This window comes from Mesorhizobium ciceri biovar biserrulae, assembly GCF_001618845.1.
Taxonomy (GTDB): Bacteria; Pseudomonadota; Alphaproteobacteria; order Rhizobiales; family Rhizobiaceae; genus Mesorhizobium; species Mesorhizobium ciceri.
Map to the genome: position 1 here is coordinate 4,265,168 of NZ_CP015064.1, position 14,904 is coordinate 4,280,071.

At 63.2% G+C, this 14,904-nt stretch carries 14 protein-coding genes; 3 read left to right on the forward strand and 11 right to left on the reverse strand.

What is annotated here, in order from left to right; genetic code table 11:
* Positions 1-15 precede the first annotated feature (15 nt).
* From A4R29_RS20105 to A4R29_RS20130, 6 genes are all read right to left on the reverse strand, one after another.
* Positions 16-1,023, reverse strand: a complete 1,008-nt coding sequence (locus A4R29_RS20105) for an ABC transporter substrate-binding protein (protein WP_063173753.1) — start codon at positions 1,021-1,023, stop codon at positions 16-18.
* Between the two features lie 200 nt (positions 1,024-1,223).
* Entirely contained in the window at positions 1,224-2,522 is a 1,299-nt protein-coding gene (locus A4R29_RS20110) for a hypothetical protein (RefSeq protein WP_063173754.1), read from the reverse strand.
* Between the two features lie 29 nt (positions 2,523-2,551).
* Positions 2,552-3,283, reverse strand: a complete 732-nt coding sequence (hutC, locus tag A4R29_RS20115; RefSeq protein ID WP_013530484.1) for a histidine utilization repressor — start codon at positions 3,281-3,283, stop codon at positions 2,552-2,554.
* A 32-nt stretch (positions 3,284-3,315) separates the two neighbouring features.
* Entirely contained in the window at positions 3,316-4,338 is a 1,023-nt protein-coding gene (locus A4R29_RS20120; protein ID WP_063172699.1) for a zinc-dependent alcohol dehydrogenase, read from the reverse strand.
* A gap of 15 nt (positions 4,339-4,353) precedes the next feature.
* Positions 4,354-5,676 (reverse strand): histidinol dehydrogenase, encoded by a 1,323-nt coding sequence (gene hisD / locus A4R29_RS20125; RefSeq protein ID WP_063172700.1) that lies wholly within the window; start codon positions 5,674-5,676, stop codon positions 4,354-4,356.
* A 207-nt stretch (positions 5,677-5,883) separates the two neighbouring features.
* Positions 5,884-6,657: an SDR family NAD(P)-dependent oxidoreductase gene (locus tag A4R29_RS20130; RefSeq protein ID WP_063172701.1), complete on the reverse strand. Its 774-nt coding sequence runs from the start codon at positions 6,655-6,657 to the stop codon at positions 5,884-5,886.
* A gap of 130 nt (positions 6,658-6,787) precedes the next feature.
* On the opposite strand from A4R29_RS20130, the gene A4R29_RS20135 reads away from it, so the two are divergent.
* Together A4R29_RS20135 and A4R29_RS20140 are read left to right on the forward strand one after the other, a co-directional pair.
* Positions 6,788-7,891, forward strand: a complete 1,104-nt coding sequence (locus A4R29_RS20135) for a histidinol-phosphate transaminase (RefSeq protein WP_082827461.1) — start codon at positions 6,788-6,790, stop codon at positions 7,889-7,891.
* A 105-nt stretch (positions 7,892-7,996) separates the two neighbouring features.
* Positions 7,997-8,365 (forward strand): hypothetical protein, encoded by a 369-nt coding sequence (locus A4R29_RS20140; RefSeq protein WP_224620654.1) that lies wholly within the window; start codon positions 7,997-7,999, stop codon positions 8,363-8,365.
* A gap of 147 nt (positions 8,366-8,512) precedes the next feature.
* On the opposite strand, the gene A4R29_RS20145 is transcribed toward A4R29_RS20140, so the two are convergent.
* The 5 genes from A4R29_RS20145 to A4R29_RS20165 all read right to left on the reverse strand — a co-directional run bounded on the left by A4R29_RS20145 (position 8,513) and on the right by A4R29_RS20165 (position 13,855).
* Positions 8,513-9,196, reverse strand: coding sequence for an SGNH/GDSL hydrolase family protein (locus A4R29_RS20145; protein ID WP_013530477.1), 684 nt, complete (start codon positions 9,194-9,196; stop codon positions 8,513-8,515).
* 90 nt (positions 9,197-9,286) lie between these two features.
* Positions 9,287-10,240 carry an ABC transporter permease gene (locus A4R29_RS20150; protein WP_063172702.1) on the reverse strand — a complete coding sequence of 318 codons (954 nt, stop codon included), beginning with the start codon at positions 10,238-10,240 and terminating at the stop codon, positions 9,287-9,289.
* A gap of 3 nt (positions 10,241-10,243) precedes the next feature.
* Positions 10,244-11,206 (reverse strand): ABC transporter permease, encoded by a 963-nt coding sequence (locus A4R29_RS20155; protein ID WP_063172703.1) that lies wholly within the window; start codon positions 11,204-11,206, stop codon positions 10,244-10,246.
* Between the two features lie 9 nt (positions 11,207-11,215).
* Positions 11,216-12,727, reverse strand: a complete 1,512-nt coding sequence (locus tag A4R29_RS20160; RefSeq protein ID WP_063172704.1) for a sugar ABC transporter ATP-binding protein — start codon at positions 12,725-12,727, stop codon at positions 11,216-11,218.
* 81 nt (positions 12,728-12,808) lie between these two features.
* A complete protein-coding gene (locus A4R29_RS20165) occupies positions 12,809-13,855 on the reverse strand; it encodes a substrate-binding domain-containing protein (protein ID WP_395316698.1) in 1,047 nt (348 codons plus the stop codon).
* 354 nt (positions 13,856-14,209) lie between these two features.
* On the opposite strand from A4R29_RS20165, the gene A4R29_RS20170 reads away from it, so the two are divergent.
* Positions 14,210-14,860: an SGNH/GDSL hydrolase family protein gene (locus tag A4R29_RS20170; protein ID WP_063173756.1), complete on the forward strand. Its 651-nt coding sequence runs from the start codon at positions 14,210-14,212 to the stop codon at positions 14,858-14,860.
* Positions 14,861-14,904 lie beyond the last annotated feature (44 nt).

The window sequence follows — 14,904 nt, forward strand, 5'->3', positions numbered from 1 at the left end:
GCGATCCGGCCTTGGTCATTCCGCCGCCTTGACGAATGACGGGTCGATCATCTGCTCCGGCGTCACATCGGCCTGCAGCAGCTTGGCGTTCTTGGCGGCGGCTTCGACATCGGCGAAGGTCTTGGTGGTGAAATCACCGGTCAGCGCCGCCTTGTTTTCGGCGAGTGAGTAGTAACGCACGCCGTCAAAGGCGGTGTTGAGGTCCTTGACGTCCGAACCGACAGCCTTGGCGATGATGGCGCGCCCACCGGGCGTATCGGCATTGTAGTCCTTGAGCGCTGCGTCCCAGCTCTTGATCATGGCCAGCACTTGGCCGGGCCGCGACTTGATCACCTCGTCACGCACCACCAGCACGTCGCTGATCAGGCCGGGATCCTCGCCGGCGGTGAACAGCAGCTTGAGGTCCTTGTTCTGCGCCATGGCGACGGTGAGGTACGGTTCATACGTCACCGCGACCGGCACCTGGCCGGCGATCAAGGCGCTGCCGGCGTCGGACGCAGGCATCGGAACCGGCTTCACATCGTCGATCGACATGCCGTTCCTGGTGAGCGCGTATTTGAGCAGGATGTCGCTCGTCGTGCCTTCCTCGAAGGCCACCTGCTTGCCCTTGAGGTCTGCGATGGAGGTGACGTCCTTGCCGGCGATGATCGCGTCGGCGGTCATGGAGACGTCGAGCAGCAGCACGATCTTCACCGGCAGGCCGGCCGCAACCATGCCCATCGCCGTGTGGGTGGCGATGTTGGCGGCGTCGAGCTGGCCGCTTGCAAGTGCTGCATTGATGTCCTTGTCCTCGGCGAAGTTGACGATCTGGACGTCGCTCAGCCCGTTCGTCTTGAACAGGCCCTTGGCCTCGGCGACATGCCACTGGCCATAGCCGAGCCAGGGCTCGATGCCGATCTTGAACGCTCCTGCCTCGGGCGTGGTGGGAATGGCCGCATCGGCCGCGTAGGCCGCCGGGGCGGCGGCGAGCCCGATGGCGGCGGCCATCACGAGCGCGCGAAATTGTCCTGTTGGGTTACGCATCATCCTTGTTCCCCTTGATGATCGGACCGCTTTTTCTGACTGAGGTAGCCGGTCCGGTGAGACTGCGGGTTTCTGCTCTTGCGGCACTGTGCCTCGGCGTCTTACCTGCCACTTCATGGTGAAGTGCGCGGATATTTCAGCGTCAGCGGGAGCGGATGTCAAGACTAAAATACATACATGCATATACAAGTTGGAAAGACTCAAATTTTACGCTCTCCGGGATCGATCCGGTCTAGAAAATCGGTCACCCGATCGGTTCCGGCAACAGGTTCGCTGCCGACCATGACCGCCACCGAAAAGGCAATAAGGGAAGAAACCGGCGTGTGGCTGCGTGCGCCGGCGCGCAGGTTCATGACCAGCGTCGGCGACAGGAAGAGACCGGCCCGGAGCACCGCGCGCCAATCGGCCGGCAGCATGCCGCGCCGTTTGAGCTCAAGCAGCAGTGGCCGCCACAGCGCTGTGGCCTTGACCTCCAGCAGGTCGCGGCGGACGGGGCTCAGGTCCCAGTCCGTGTCGACATGGAGCAGGTTTCCGTCCAGCCGCGCATGGGCGCGAAAAGCCTCGGTCGCGGTCGCCGGATCATAGAGCCAGAACGGGTGGGCGAAGATGTTGTGGAACGTCGCCTTCACCTCCGCCAGCAGCGTGGGGATATGCGAGCCTGCAAAGGCAGGATCGAAGAAGGACAGCTCCGCCCTCCCCGCCTTCGCCGTGTACCAGACATTGGCGTTGTGGGCGTCGCCATGCGCGACCACGCCGCCTGCATCGGTAAGCCGGTCCGGCCGCAAGCGCACAGCGGCGGCATCGAAAAGCTCACCGACGCTGTCGGTGTACTGCTCGCCATTGATGACGAATTTCAGCCGGGAAAACCTATCCCAATCCAGCTCGGCACCGGGAAAGACGAACGGCTTGCCGACATAGAAATCGGCCAGCCGGCCGCCTGGCGGCAAGCGCGTGTCGGCATCGATCAGCCGCTCATGAAACAGCCTGTGGATCGGTTCCGCCGCCACGTCCTCGACGGTTACCGGATGCAGCGTTTCGAGATAGACCTTGAGCAGCCTGGCCGACAGGTCGCGCTCGGCAAGAACGGCTTCTCGCCGTTTGCCGGCGTCGTCCTGCGCATCCAGCGCGAACAGCACATCCGAAAACCTCGGATCCGTGCGCCGGCGATAGACAAGGATCTGCTCGCCCGGTTGGACCGACATATGCACGGGTTGATCAACCGGCAGGCCGGCGCGCGACAGAATCTCGGCGCGGTAATACTCGCCCGTCATCGCCTCTTCCCGCTCCTCCTGATGGAACTTGAAGAAGTAGGCCTTGCCGTCGTCCTCGAAGAAGCCGTTCAACGAATTGAGGCTGTATTTATCGAAGTTGATGCGGACATTGCGGGGACGCATCGCGAACAGGTCGCCCAGCAATGCCGCCAGCGCGCTTTGTGCTTCGGCAACATCATGCTGCGCGAGTGCCCGGATCCGCGCCGTGCGGCTCGGCGCCGGCGTCATCTGTCGCTCTTGCATTCGACCTGCTTCCGTCAGCTGCTTTTTGAAGGGGAATAGCGGCTGCCGAGCGAGTAGCGGCTGCCGGCATAAGTCAGCTTGCTGATCGTCGCCACCACCGCGCCCGTCCATGTCCGGCGGTGCAGGAAAAGGCAGCAGGCGCCGACATCGATGCCCAGATGCCGCGCCGTCTCGGCATCCGCCGGGATGGCGGAAATGATATGCTCGACCTCGGTCACCGGGGTTTTCTGCATGAGGTAGTCATAGGTCGCCGTCTTCGAAAAATCCTGCTTGTCATAGTCGGGGATAAGGCTCGGATTGACGAAGCGCTCTTCGAGTTGCACCGGCAGATCGTTCTCGAAATTGACGACGACGGAATGATAGATCGAGACGCGCTTTGGAAATTCGAACGACAGCGCCAGCTCTTTTGTCGGCATGATGGTTTCGAGGACGAGGACTTCGGAACGATGTCTGTTGCCGCGCTCGACGATCTCGGCTGCGATGTTGTTGATCTCGATCAGCGTCGACTGTGGCCGCGGTGGCGCGATGAAGGTTCCCACACCTTGCAGGCGGATCAGAAACCCGGCCGAGGTCAATTCTCTGAGCGCCCGGTGAACCGTCATCCGCGAGACGCCGAGTGAAGCGACCAACTCATTCTCGGACGGCAGCTTGCGATCTTTGCCCCACCGGCCCGTTCCGATGTTTGCCAGGATGTAGTCCTTCACCTTCTCGTAAAGAGGGCTGGCGGTGTCGGGCAAAGTGATCATTTCAAAAGTCCTTTCCGGCGATTCATCGGAAATCACGACTCGACAGGTTGCCGCATGCGGATAATTGTTTTCAAGCCGTCGCTGCGCCCCGCCAACAGCCGCTCATAGGCAGCCGGAATGTCATCCAGGCCGATCTCCTGGTCGATCAGCGCCAGCAGCGGTTCGCTCAATTCACCCAGCATCCGCACGGCCTCGGGCAGTTCGTCGGCAAAGGCATGGCATCCCAGCAACCCGATTTCGCGTTCGACCAGCGTATTGGGATCAATGTCGAGGCGGCCGTGGAAGATGCCGACCATGGCGATCGTACCGCCGGGATCGAGAACGCCGAGCAGCTGATTGAGCGCCGCGACGCTGCCGGTCGCCTCGATGGCCGCGAGCAGCGGGGCATTGGCAGTTGCGGCGGCAACGGCGTCCCGGCTCAGATCGACGATCCGGGCACCCGTCACCCGCGCCACCCGGGCACAGCGGCTCTGGTTGCGGTCGGCGATCAGCACGGTGCCGGCGAAGGTCCGCGACAACAGCAGGGCGGCAAGACCGCCGATCGGCCCGCAACCGACGACCAGCACGGAGCCTGTCGTTTTCGGCAGGCGCCGCACCGCGTGCAGCGCCACCGCCAGCGGCTCGGCCATTGCCGCGACCCGCTCGTCGAGCCCGGCACCGATGATATGCAAAAGCCGTGCAGGCAGCACCGCCTGTTCGGCAAAACCGCCGTCGCAGACCTCTCCGACGAAGCCCAGTGACGCGCAGAGATGACGCCTGCCGGCTTGGCATTGCGCGCAGTCTCCGCACCAGAAGCGGGAATCGGCGACAACCCTGTCACCGATAGCGAAGGCGTCGACGCCCGCGCCGATGGCGGTCACCGTGCCGGTGAGTTCATGGCCGGCCGTCGAAGGCGACCGGCTTATCCACTGTCCCGTGCGGAAATTGTGCAGGTCCGAACCGCAGATGCCGGCGGCATCGACCCTCAGCTTCACCCAGCCTGCATCCGGCGCGCCCGGCGTCGCGATGTCTTCGACGCGCAGATCGCCGGGCCCGTAAAGTCGTGCCGCCTTCATCGCGATCGGTTCCGCTTAGCCGGCAAGATAGCGGTCGCGGATCTCCGAGACCGCGTTCTCATGCGAGCTGAAGCCCTCGTAGCGGGCGAGCCTGCGGGCGTGCAGAGCGAGTTCCGGATAGGCCACCGAGGTGACATAGCCGACCGACGAGCGCTTGACGAAATCCGTCACCGAAAGCGGCCCGTAGGTCCGCGCCCAACGGCTGGTCGGCAGCACCGCATTGGGTCCAAGCACGAAATTGGCCAGCGTCACCGGCGTGTGCGGCCCCATCAGGATTTCAGCCGCCTCGGTGATGCGCCCGAGATGCGCGAACGGCTCCTTCGACAGGATCTCGAGATGTTCGGGCGCATAGTCGTTGATGAAGCGGTAGCTGTCTTCCAGCGACGCGGTCAGCACGATGCCACCGCGCTTGCCGGTCAGCACCGCGCGTGAAAACTCGACACGCTGCTCGGTCATCCGCGACCAGTGCTCCGGTATTGCAGCCAATGCGGCTTCGGCGATCTTGCGGCTGTGCGTCACCAGATAGGCCGAAGAATCCGGCCCGTGTTCGGCTTCGATCAACAGGTCGAGCGCAGCAAGCCCGCCGTCGACGCTGTCATCGGCAAAGATGATCGCTTCGGACGGCCCGGCCGGAAGGCCTGTGTTGATGACCGAAGACAGCACGCTCTTGGCCGCCACCACCCAGGGGCTGCCGGGGCCGACGATCTTGAGCGCGGGCTTCACCGTCTCCGTGCCGTAGGCGACGGCGGCAACTGCCTGAGCGCCGCCGCATTTGTAGACGGTTCCGACGCCGGCGAGGCGTGCGGCGACGAGCGTTGCCGCATCCACCGAACCATCCGATGTCGGCGGCGTCACGATGGCGATTTGCGGCACGCCGGCAATCACCGCCGGCACCGACGTCATCATCGTCACCGACGGAAAGGCGCCCTTGCCGCGCGGCACGTAGAGCGCAACGGAAGCGATCGGCGTGTACCGGTCGCCGGCATAGGCGCCCGGCCGGACTTCCTTGAGCCACATCGTTTCCGGCTTCTGCTCCTCATGGAAATGCCTGATGTTGTCGATGCCGAACTGGATGCTCTCGACGACGTCCTTTTCCACCTTGTCGAACGCCGCGTCGAACTCGGCTTCCGACACCTGCAGCTCGCCCTCGGCGACATTGGCCTTGTCGAGTTCCCTGGCGAAGCGGATCAAGGCGGCGTCGCCTTCGTCCTTGACGGCCTGGATGATCGGCCGGACCTTCTCGACGAAGACCGTCAGATCGGCCTCGGCGCGCTTCAGCAGACTGGCGCGCTGGTCGGCATCGATGGATGACAAATCGTGGAAGCTGATGTCGGACATGGCTGCTCGTTCTCCTGGAACTCTTGGAACGCAATGACGGCTGGCGCAGGCCGGCCATATGCTGCGGGCCGACAGGTCGACCCCGGACAAGGATCAAAGCCGTCGAGAGGCTTCACTCGGGCAAAAGTATATACATGTCTATGTGACGGTCGCCAGCGATTTTTCCGTCATCCTTCCCGTCGAAACTACCGAGACAAACCTGCCTCATCAGATCGAGGCGAGAAAGCCGCCATCGACCGGAATGGACTGGCCGGTTATGTAGGCCGCCGCATCCGAAGCGAGGAACACGGCGATGCCATGCAGGTCGGAGAGATCACCGAAACGCCGCTGCGGGATCTTGGCCAGCATGGAGTGCTGCCATGCCTCGTTGTTGTAAAAAACGTCCGTCATCGCCGTCCTGAAATAGCCCGGCGCGATGGCGTTGACCCTTATGCCAAGCTCCGCCCACTCGGCCGCAAGCGCCCGCGTCATGCCGAGCAGGCCGGACTTCGACGAGCCATACGGCACCGCGGTTGGGATTCCGACTTCCGATGTCAGCGAGCACAGGTTGATGATGGTGCCGGGACGGCCGGCGTCGCGCATCTGCCGCGCGGCGGCCTGGGCGCAGAAGAACGCTCCCTTCAGATTCGTGTCGACGATCCTGTCCCACAGCGCCTCGTCGACATCGAGCGAGGGCCGCACCTCCTCCATCCCGGCATTGTTGACGAGAATGTCGAGACCACCAAGCAGGCTGGCAGCCTCGTTGGTGGCTGCGCGGCAGCGGCCGACATCGGTGACGTCGAGAGCGACGGCATGCGCCACCCCACCGGCCGCGCGGATGGCGACCGTCGTGTGCTCCAGCGCGGCCAGGCTGCGCGCCGTGACCGCGACCTCGGCGCCGGCAGCACTCAGCGCTTCGGCGATGCTGCGCCCGATGCCACGGCTGGCGCCGGTGACAAGCGCCTTCCTGCCGGAGAGATCGAAGAGAGAAGCGTTGCGCATGTGATCCTCCTGGTCGGTGTCGGTTTCCGCTTCGGCGTAGAGACTATCAGGTCAGCTTACATATACAAGCATATACAAAGCATTTCAGCTGCGGTACGGATGACGAAATCCACCGCAGAGGAGCCAGCCCGTGTCGAAAGCCTCGGATATGGTCCGCACCGAAGTCAACCGCCTGTCGCCCTACAATTCCGGACTGACCATTGACGAGGTGCGGAAACGATACGCACCGGCCAGAATCGCCAAACTGGGCTCGAACGAAAACCCGCTCGGGCCCAGCCCGACCCTCGCCGCGACGGTGCATGCCGGCTCCGAGATGTTCCGCCTCTATCCGGACCCTGCCGGGCGCAAGCTGCGCCAGGCGATCGGCGACAAATATGCCGTCGCCGAGGACCAGATTATCCTCGGCAACGGTTCCGAAGATCTTCTCTCCGTCATCAGCCGCGCGGTGTTGCGGCCGGGCGACGCCGCCGTCACGCTCTATCCGTCATTTCCGCTGCATGAGGACTACACGACGTTGATGGGCGCTACCGTCAAGCGCGTTGTCGTCAACGACGATCTGACCATCAATGTCGATGCGCTGGTCGAGGCGGTGCGCGAACGGCCGCGCATGCTGCTGTTCTCGAACCCGATGAACCCGGTCGGCAGCTGGCTCTCCGGCGGCGATCTGTCGAGGGTTCTGGATGCGACGAGCGACGAGACGCTGATCGTCATCGACGAAGCCTATGCCGAATATGCCAAGGGCGACGACTATGCGTCATCCCTGCCCTACCTGGGAAAGCTCGACCGGCCCTGGATCGTGCTTCGGACCTTTTCCAAGGCGTTCGGCCTGGCCGGATTGCGGATCGGCTTCGGCATCGTCGGCGACCCGGAGCTGCGCGCGCTGCTGGACCGCGTCCGCACGCCTTTCAACGCCAACGGCATGGCCCAGGCCGCAGCATTCGCGGCGCTGGCCGATGAAGAACACCTCGCCAGGGTCGTAGCTCTGGCCAGGGCGGAGAGAAAACGCGTCGAGACTTTCCTGGCAAGCAAGGGCCTCGACGTCGCCGCCTCCAGAGGCAATTTCCTGTTCTTCAACTGCCGGCAGGATGCCTCCGTCTTCGTCGAAGGCCTGCTGCGGCAAGGGGTCATCGTCAAACCGTGGAAGCAGCAGGGCTTTGACACCTATGTGCGTGTCAGCATCGGCTCGACTTCGGAAAACGACCACTTCATGGCCGCTCTGTCGGCGCTGTTGTGAATGCACGTCTGGGCGGATCTCTCCGCGCTTGGGAGCCGATCGCTGCCGCCCTATTTCGCCCAAGGCCTGGACCGACGCTTGGCTTGGCTGCCGTGCGGATCGTCGATGACCACAGCGTATTTATTTGGCTTCGGACCAGCCGCAGGCCTTAACTTTCGCAGCGTGGGTTTTTACATCCGAGGGGTCTGCAAACGATCGACGCTTGAGGAGGCTCCCTTGCAGCAGCCAGATGACATAGCCGCCCGCCGATTGGGCATTCTCATCGAGCAATATGTGGAAGCGCGTAAAAAGCGCTATGACTATGTGTCGACCGAGCAGGCCTATCGGGCCATCCGGCAGGTCCTCAAACCCGCCATTCCCGATCGCGAGCTCGACGACATGGTCGCCTCACTTGCCGTCAAGAACGGCCTGGCGGTCGTCTTCGATCGTCAAACCAAAGCATCGGCCGATGATGTTCCGAGGCCAAGCCCCTAGATCGACGCACATCTGCCGGTGCCGGGCGCCATATCAACGCGGGGCCAAACGCATCGTTCGGCCCCGCATCGATGTGCATCGCCGGAGGAACCTGCGACACACCTGCGCCGTGGGCCTGTGTGCCGCAAGCCGACGGGCGTGGCGGCTTCAAGCGGCGGTGCTGACCTGGCCCGGCTCGAGGATCGACTTGACCTTGTCGGCGACGGCGCGTCCCAGATCGGCGTTGTTTGCGGCGGTGAAATGAATTCCGTCGACACCGTCCGTGGTGAGGTAATCGCCGGCATTGAGGAAATCGATCTTCATGAAATCCGCCATCGCCTTGTACTGCCTGGCCAGGTCCCTGGATTTTTCGTGCCCGCCGCCGAACATGCCCTCGAACCATGGATCGGGCATCGGGGTCAGCGGCGGCGGCGCAATGACCAGCGCCTTGGGGGCCGGATAAGGGGTGCCGATGCCGCCGGCACTGGTCAGGATCTGCCCGACCAGTTTCGCCATTCCATTGGCGATCTCATAAGGCGTCCGGCGGAAATAGGACTTGGTGTCGTTGGTGCCGAGCATGACGATGACCAGGTCCAGCGGCAGATGGCTGGCGATGGCCGAGGGCAGGTAATTGGCGCCGTTCAGGCGCGGATCGTTGGGGTCGTCGAGACATGTCGTGCGCGCGCTCAGGCCTTCCTCGATGATGTGGTAGCCCCCTCCCAGCGCCGCCGCCATCACACCGGTCCAGCGCTGGTCATAGGGGTAGCGGTAGGTCGGCGACCCCTCCTTGACCGGAACCCAGCCCCAGGTCAGCGAGTCGCCGTAGCACATGATGTTTTTTGGCGGTGACATCCATGTTTCTCCATCTGTTTGCAATTGTCTGAACGCGTTGATTTGTCAGTCCCGGCGAACGCCGGTCGGCTTGCTTTTCGCCGTCTCAGGTCAGGGGTTTCGCACCCGCACTCCGTAGAAGATCGCGGCACCCAGGATGATGACGCCCTGCGCGATAAGCTTGCCAGGCTCGTCGATGCCGAGCACGGTCATCACCACGAACAGCAGCGCAAAGCACAACGCCCCGAAGAAAGGTCCCCAGACGCCACCGTCGCCGCGACCGAAGACGACGCCGCCGAGGATCGTTGCCGCGACCGCCAGGATCGGCAGGTCGAGGCCGACACGGACGCTGCCGACGGCGATCGAACCGGTCTGCACCAGGGCCGCGATCGCCGCGATCAGGCCGGCGAGCGTGTGCGCAAGGATCACCGTGCGCTGGACCGGCACGCCGGAAAAATGCGCGGCTTCGGCATTCTCCCCGACCGAGGCGACGTAGCGGCCAAAGACGGTCCGCGACAGCAGCAGCCACACCAAAGCGGTCAGCAGGACCCAGAACAGCACCGGCGTCGGAACCGACAGGAATTTCGTGTTGTAGAGGTCGTTGAACAGCTTCGGCACATCGCCGGGCGGATTGCCGCTCGACAGGAACTGCACCAGCCCGACCAGGATGATGCTGACCGCCAGCGTGACGATGACCGCCGACACCCGCCGGCTCCCTATCATGAAGCCGTTGAACAGGCCGATGGCGAGGCCGGTGGCGAGCGCCAGCACGACGAAGAAAGGCATCGACGCGCCGGGGAAAGTGCCCGACGAAATGAAATAGTTGATGAGCAGGATGATGCCGCCGCCGGAAAGGTCGATCGACTTCACCCGCATGACGACGAGCTGCCCCAGAACCAGGATGCCGAGCGGGACGATCTGCCTGACGAAGATACCCATGATGTTGAGGTTGAGCATGTTCGGCCGTGCGATCCACAGCGTGGCCAGCAGCACGAGGAAGACAAAATAGGACGGCGGTATGCGCAGCAGGCGCCGGGCGATCGGATTTGCGAGAACGGCAGCCATCTTTCAGAGCCCCATCTTCTTGCGGGATTGCAGCCCGACCACCGCCAGCAGGATGCCGCCCTTGATCGCGGTCTGGACGAACGGCGAGACGTTGGCGAGGTTCATGCCATTGGCCAGCAGCGCCATGACCAGTGCGCCGATCACGGTGCCGTGCAGGCTGCCTATGCCACCGGAAAGCTGGGTGCCTCCAAGCGCCACGGCGGTGACGGTATCGAGTTCGAAAAGCAGCCCGACATTCGGATCGCCCGACACGATGCGCCCGGCGAGGAAGACACCGGCAACGGCTGCGAAACAGGAACAGATCACATAGGCGAGGATGATGTTGCGGCGGTCGGAGACGCCGAAATTGCGGGCAGCACTCTCGGCGCCGGACGCGATGCCGCCGCCGATCGCAAACAGATGCAGCCCATACCGGGATCCGTAGAGCAGTTTCCACGCTGCCAGGATCACGACGATGCCCCAGAAAACCGGATAGGGAATGCCGAGGAAACTGCCCGAGACGGCATCGATGACGATCTCCGGCACCGTGCCGCCGGAGACGGGCCGCAGGATGCGCGTGATGCCGAGCACGATGTACTGCGTCGACAGCGTCGCGATGATCGGATGGACGTTGAAACGGGTGATCGCCAGACCGTTGATCAGCCCGATGACTGCCGCCAGCACGAAGACCGCCGGGATCAACACAATCGCTGGCTGGTCGAGCGCCAGCACCGCGGTGGTGAAGCTGATGACCGAGCCGACCGACAGGTCGAGCCCGCCGATGAGCACGACGACGAGCTGTCCGATCGCCGCGATGATCAGCGGCATCGCCTGGGCAACCAGGTTGAAGAGGTTTTCGGCCGTGGCGAACTGCGTCGTCTCGACAGTCAGCCACAGCGAAATGAGCAACGCGACCAGCAGCGGCAGGCCCCACAGGCCCTGCCGCGTGTTCCAGCCATTCAGGATGTTGAAAACCGAACGAACCATGGCAGGCCCCTAATGCTGGCGCGTGGAGCCGCCCATGAGGGCCGCGTCGAGAATCTTGTGTTCGCTCGCCTGCGCTGCCGGCATTTCGGCCACGATCGTGTCGTGATGGACGACGTAGATGCGGTCGCAGAGCCCGATCAGCTCGATCGTCTCGCGCGAGAGCACCAGCACCGCGCCGCCCTTCGCGGTGAAGTCCCGCAGAAGATGGTAGATCTCGGACTTGGCGCCGATGTCGACGCCGCGCGTCGGCTCTTCGACCAGCAGAAGATCGAGATCGGCGGCAAGGTAGCGGCCGAGCAGAACCTTTTGCTGGTTGCCGCCCGACAGCGAACCGACCGCAGCCGACAGGCCCGCCGCCTTTATGTTCATGACCTCCATCATGCGGGCGATGACGTTTCGATATGGCCGCGCCGGCGCAAGTTCAGGGCGCCTCGAATGCAATCCGATGGCGATGTTGTGGGCGATCGGCAAAGCGAGGAAGAGCCCCTCTTCCTTGCGGTCCTCGGGAACGAAGCCGACCTTCAGCTGCTGCAAATACCGAACGCCCGCCGACGCCGGGAGCGGCATCTTCAGCGCCTTGCCGTTGATGGAAATCGTCCCGGCGAAGGGATGGTAGCGGCCAATCAGCGATCGCAGGAAGCGCTGCTGGCCCTGCCCTTCCAGCCCGGCCAGGGCGACGATCTCGCCCTTGTGCAAAGTCAGCGACAGCGGCTGCGATGTCTCGGTGATCTTGAGGTTTTCGACGCGCAGTATCTCATCGCCTACATCGCCCGTACGATCGGGAAAAAGGTCCTGGAGTTCGCGTCCGACCATCATGGCGATGAGTTCGTCGGTGGTGATCTCGGACACCGTCCTTGTGCCGACCAGTGCGCCATCCTTCAGCACCGTCACCGTGTCGCACAACTCGAAGATCTCCTCCATGCGATGCGAGATGTAGACGATGGCTTTTCCCTTGTCGCGCAGCCGGCGGATGTTGCGGTTGAGCACATCGACATCGGCCGCGTTGAGCGCCGCCGTCGGCTCATCGAGGATGAGCACGCTGGCGTCGGCCTGGATGCAATGCGCGATCTCGACGAATTGCCGCTCGGCGATCGTCAGGTTGGAAACGAGTTGCGACGGGTCGAGCGTGAGGCCGAGTTCGCCAAGCGCCCTGGCGGTCTGGCTTTTCATCGCGGGATAGTCGATCGAGCCAAACCGGGTCGTCGGCTCCCGGCCGAGGAACATGTTCTCGGCGATCGACAGATTGGGCAGCAGCGAATGCTCCTGGAAAACGGTCGAAATGCCGGCATCGAGCGCGGCGCGCGGCGACTTCAGATCGAGCTTCTCGCCGCTCATGAAGATCTTGCCGGAATCGGGCTGATGCACGCCCGCCAGAATCTTCATCAACGTCGATTTGCCGGCACCGTTCTCGCCCATCAGGGCATGGACGCTGCCCGCCTTGAGGTCGAGGGAAACGGAGTGGAGCGCCTTGCTCCCTCCGAATGCCTTCGAAATGTGGGACATCTCGACAAGATTGGTCACGAAACCCTCGAACGAACCGGATTCAACACATGGAACGGCCTGCGGGGAATGTTTGTCCACTCCTCGCCAGCCACGGCGCCGTCACTTCTTGCCGTAGTATTCCTTGAGCTTGTCTTCCGGCAGTTCGCTTGGCCACCAGACATTGGCGGTCAGGTCGTCGCGATAGTATTTCTTGGCCTTGTCCTGGTCCCATCCGTCGGGATTGTAGACATAGCGCTTGTAGAGCTGCTTGCCTTCCAGAAGGGCAACGGCGGCGCGCACGCCGGCAGCGCCCTGGGCGGGACTGTATTCCGGAGAGATCGACTTGAACCCATCCGTAATCCACTGGCCGAAATAGCCATTGTTGCCCTCGCCCGAAATCGGCGGAATGGGTGTGCCGAACTGCTTGAAGACATCGACGCAGGCGCGCGTCATGTCGGCACCGGACGACCAGATGCCGTCGACCTGCGGATTGTTCAGATAGAGCGTCTCGCACAGCTTCTTGGCCTTGTCGTACTGCCAGTCGCCATGCTCCTCGGCAATGATCTGCACATGCGTGCCCTTGAGCGATTCCAGGAGGCCGTTGTAGCGGTTGGTGTCTTCCGGATGGCCGGCCAGGCCACGCAGGACCCAGATCTTGCCGTTGTCGCCGACGGTCTTCACCAGCCAGTCGCCCATCACCTTGCCGAAGTGCTCGGCGCCGCCCTGGATTTCGGTGGTGTAGGCGTCGGAATCGATACGCCCGGTGTGAAGGATGACCGGGATGCCGGCGGCGACCGCCTTGGCGATGCTGGCATTGGCCGACGTGCTGGTCACCGGTTGAACGATGATGGCGTCGACATGCTGTGCGATCAGGTCCTCGATATCGGCCACCTGCTTCTTCTGGTCGAAGCCGGCATCGAGCAGGATGAATTTCGAGATACGCTTGTCCTTGGCCGCGGCGTTCTCCGCCTCATGCGCCACCTGCACCGTCCAGGTGTTGGCGTTGACACCGAAGTCGCTCATGCCGATGACCCAGGGCGGGTCCTTCTTGAACGCACCGGCGGCGGTCATGCGCGTGTCGTCGGGGCGCGGCGCCACGCCGTCCATCAGCTTGACGTCTTGCGCATGCGCCAGGGACGTCACGGCAAGCGTGGACGCAACGAGCATCCCCAGGCCGACGGTTTTCAGCAATCCTAACATTGAACACTCCTCCTTGTGGTTGCTCCGGCCTACAAATTCGTATGGCCACGAGACGCTCTCCCAATGCATGCCCCCGTCACAAACCGACCGATGCGCGCAATTCTCCCGCCCCCGAACACATGCGTGTCGAAGCCCAACTTCTGCTGGACGATGATGACGGTCGAGAACTCCTCCGGCCACTTTAGAAGCACAGCGAATACGCCCTGTCAATAGTTAGTCATGTTGAATGACTATTCCCTTGCTTGCCTTTCACCACTCCTCTATCCATCATGATTGGCGCTCGCCGGCATCGGCGCGCTGTCAGTCCCGGCGGGAAAAAACATGCGATCAGTCTTGTGCTACGGCGACTCCAACACGCACGGCCAGATCCCCGGCAGGGGGCCGCTCGAGCGCTATGGTCCGGGTGAACGCTGGCCGGGCATATTGCGTTCTCAGCTGGGCCCTGACTGGTATGTCATCGAGGAAGGATTGAGCGGCCGAACCACTGTCCATGACGACCCGATCGAGGGCGCCCACAAGAACGGCCGAACCTATCTTCGTCCTTGCCTGCAGAGCCATGCGACGCTCGACCTCGTCATCATCATGCTCGGCACCAACGATCTGAAGATCCGCTTCAACAAGCCGCCGTCGGAAGTGGCGATGGGGATCGGCTGCCTCGTCTATGACATCAAGGAGCTGGCGCCCGGTCCGGGCGGCACCACGCCCGAAATCATGATCGTGGCGCCGCCGCCGATGCAGGACGACGTCAAGGAATGGAAGTCCATCTTCGCCGGTGCGCCGGAGAAATCGCGCCTGCTCGCGCTCGAGTTCGAGGTTCTGGCGGACTCGCTCGAACTGCACTTTTTCGATGCCGGCTCGGTGGTGTCGTGCAGCGAGGCGGACGGCTTTCACATCGATGCCGAGGCGCACAGATTGCTGGGCACCGCGCTCGCCCGCGCGGTCGATGCCATCGGCTGGAGCCGCTCGACATGAGCAACCATACCGCCGCCAGGCAACGCGCTCTTACCGACGGGGCG

What these genes read in the sequence shown, in the direction of transcription:
- A4R29_RS20105 (WP_063173753.1), bottom strand. Translation starts at nt 1,023, where the DNA reads ATGCGTAACCCAACAGGACAATTTCGCGCGCTCGTGATGGCCGCCGCC.
- A4R29_RS20110 (WP_063173754.1), bottom strand. Translation starts at nt 2,522, where the DNA reads ATGACGCCGGCGCCGAGCCGCACGGCGCGGATCCGGGCACTCGCGCAG.
- hutC (WP_013530484.1), bottom strand. Translation starts at nt 3,283, where the DNA reads ATGATCACTTTGCCCGACACCGCCAGCCCTCTTTACGAGAAGGTGAAG.
- A4R29_RS20120 (WP_063172699.1), bottom strand. Translation starts at nt 4,338, where the DNA reads ATGAAGGCGGCACGACTTTACGGGCCCGGCGATCTGCGCGTCGAAGAC.
- hisD (WP_063172700.1), bottom strand. Translation starts at nt 5,676, where the DNA reads ATGTCCGACATCAGCTTCCACGATTTGTCATCCATCGATGCCGACCAG.
- A4R29_RS20130 (WP_063172701.1), bottom strand. Translation starts at nt 6,657, where the DNA reads ATGCGCAACGCTTCTCTCTTCGATCTCTCCGGCAGGAAGGCGCTTGTC.
- A4R29_RS20140 (WP_224620654.1), top strand. Translation starts at nt 7,997, where the DNA reads ATGACCACAGCGTATTTATTTGGCTTCGGACCAGCCGCAGGCCTTAAC.
- A4R29_RS20145 (WP_013530477.1), bottom strand. Translation starts at nt 9,196, where the DNA reads ATGTCACCGCCAAAAAACATCATGTGCTACGGCGACTCGCTGACCTGG.
- A4R29_RS20150 (WP_063172702.1), bottom strand. Translation starts at nt 10,240, where the DNA reads ATGGCTGCCGTTCTCGCAAATCCGATCGCCCGGCGCCTGCTGCGCATA.
- A4R29_RS20155 (WP_063172703.1), bottom strand. Translation starts at nt 11,206, where the DNA reads ATGGTTCGTTCGGTTTTCAACATCCTGAATGGCTGGAACACGCGGCAG.
- A4R29_RS20165 (WP_395316698.1), bottom strand. Translation starts at nt 13,855, where the DNA reads ATGCTCGTTGCGTCCACGCTTGCCGTGACGTCCCTGGCGCATGCGCAA.
- A4R29_RS20170 (WP_063173756.1), top strand. Translation starts at nt 14,210, where the DNA reads ATGCGATCAGTCTTGTGCTACGGCGACTCCAACACGCACGGCCAGATC.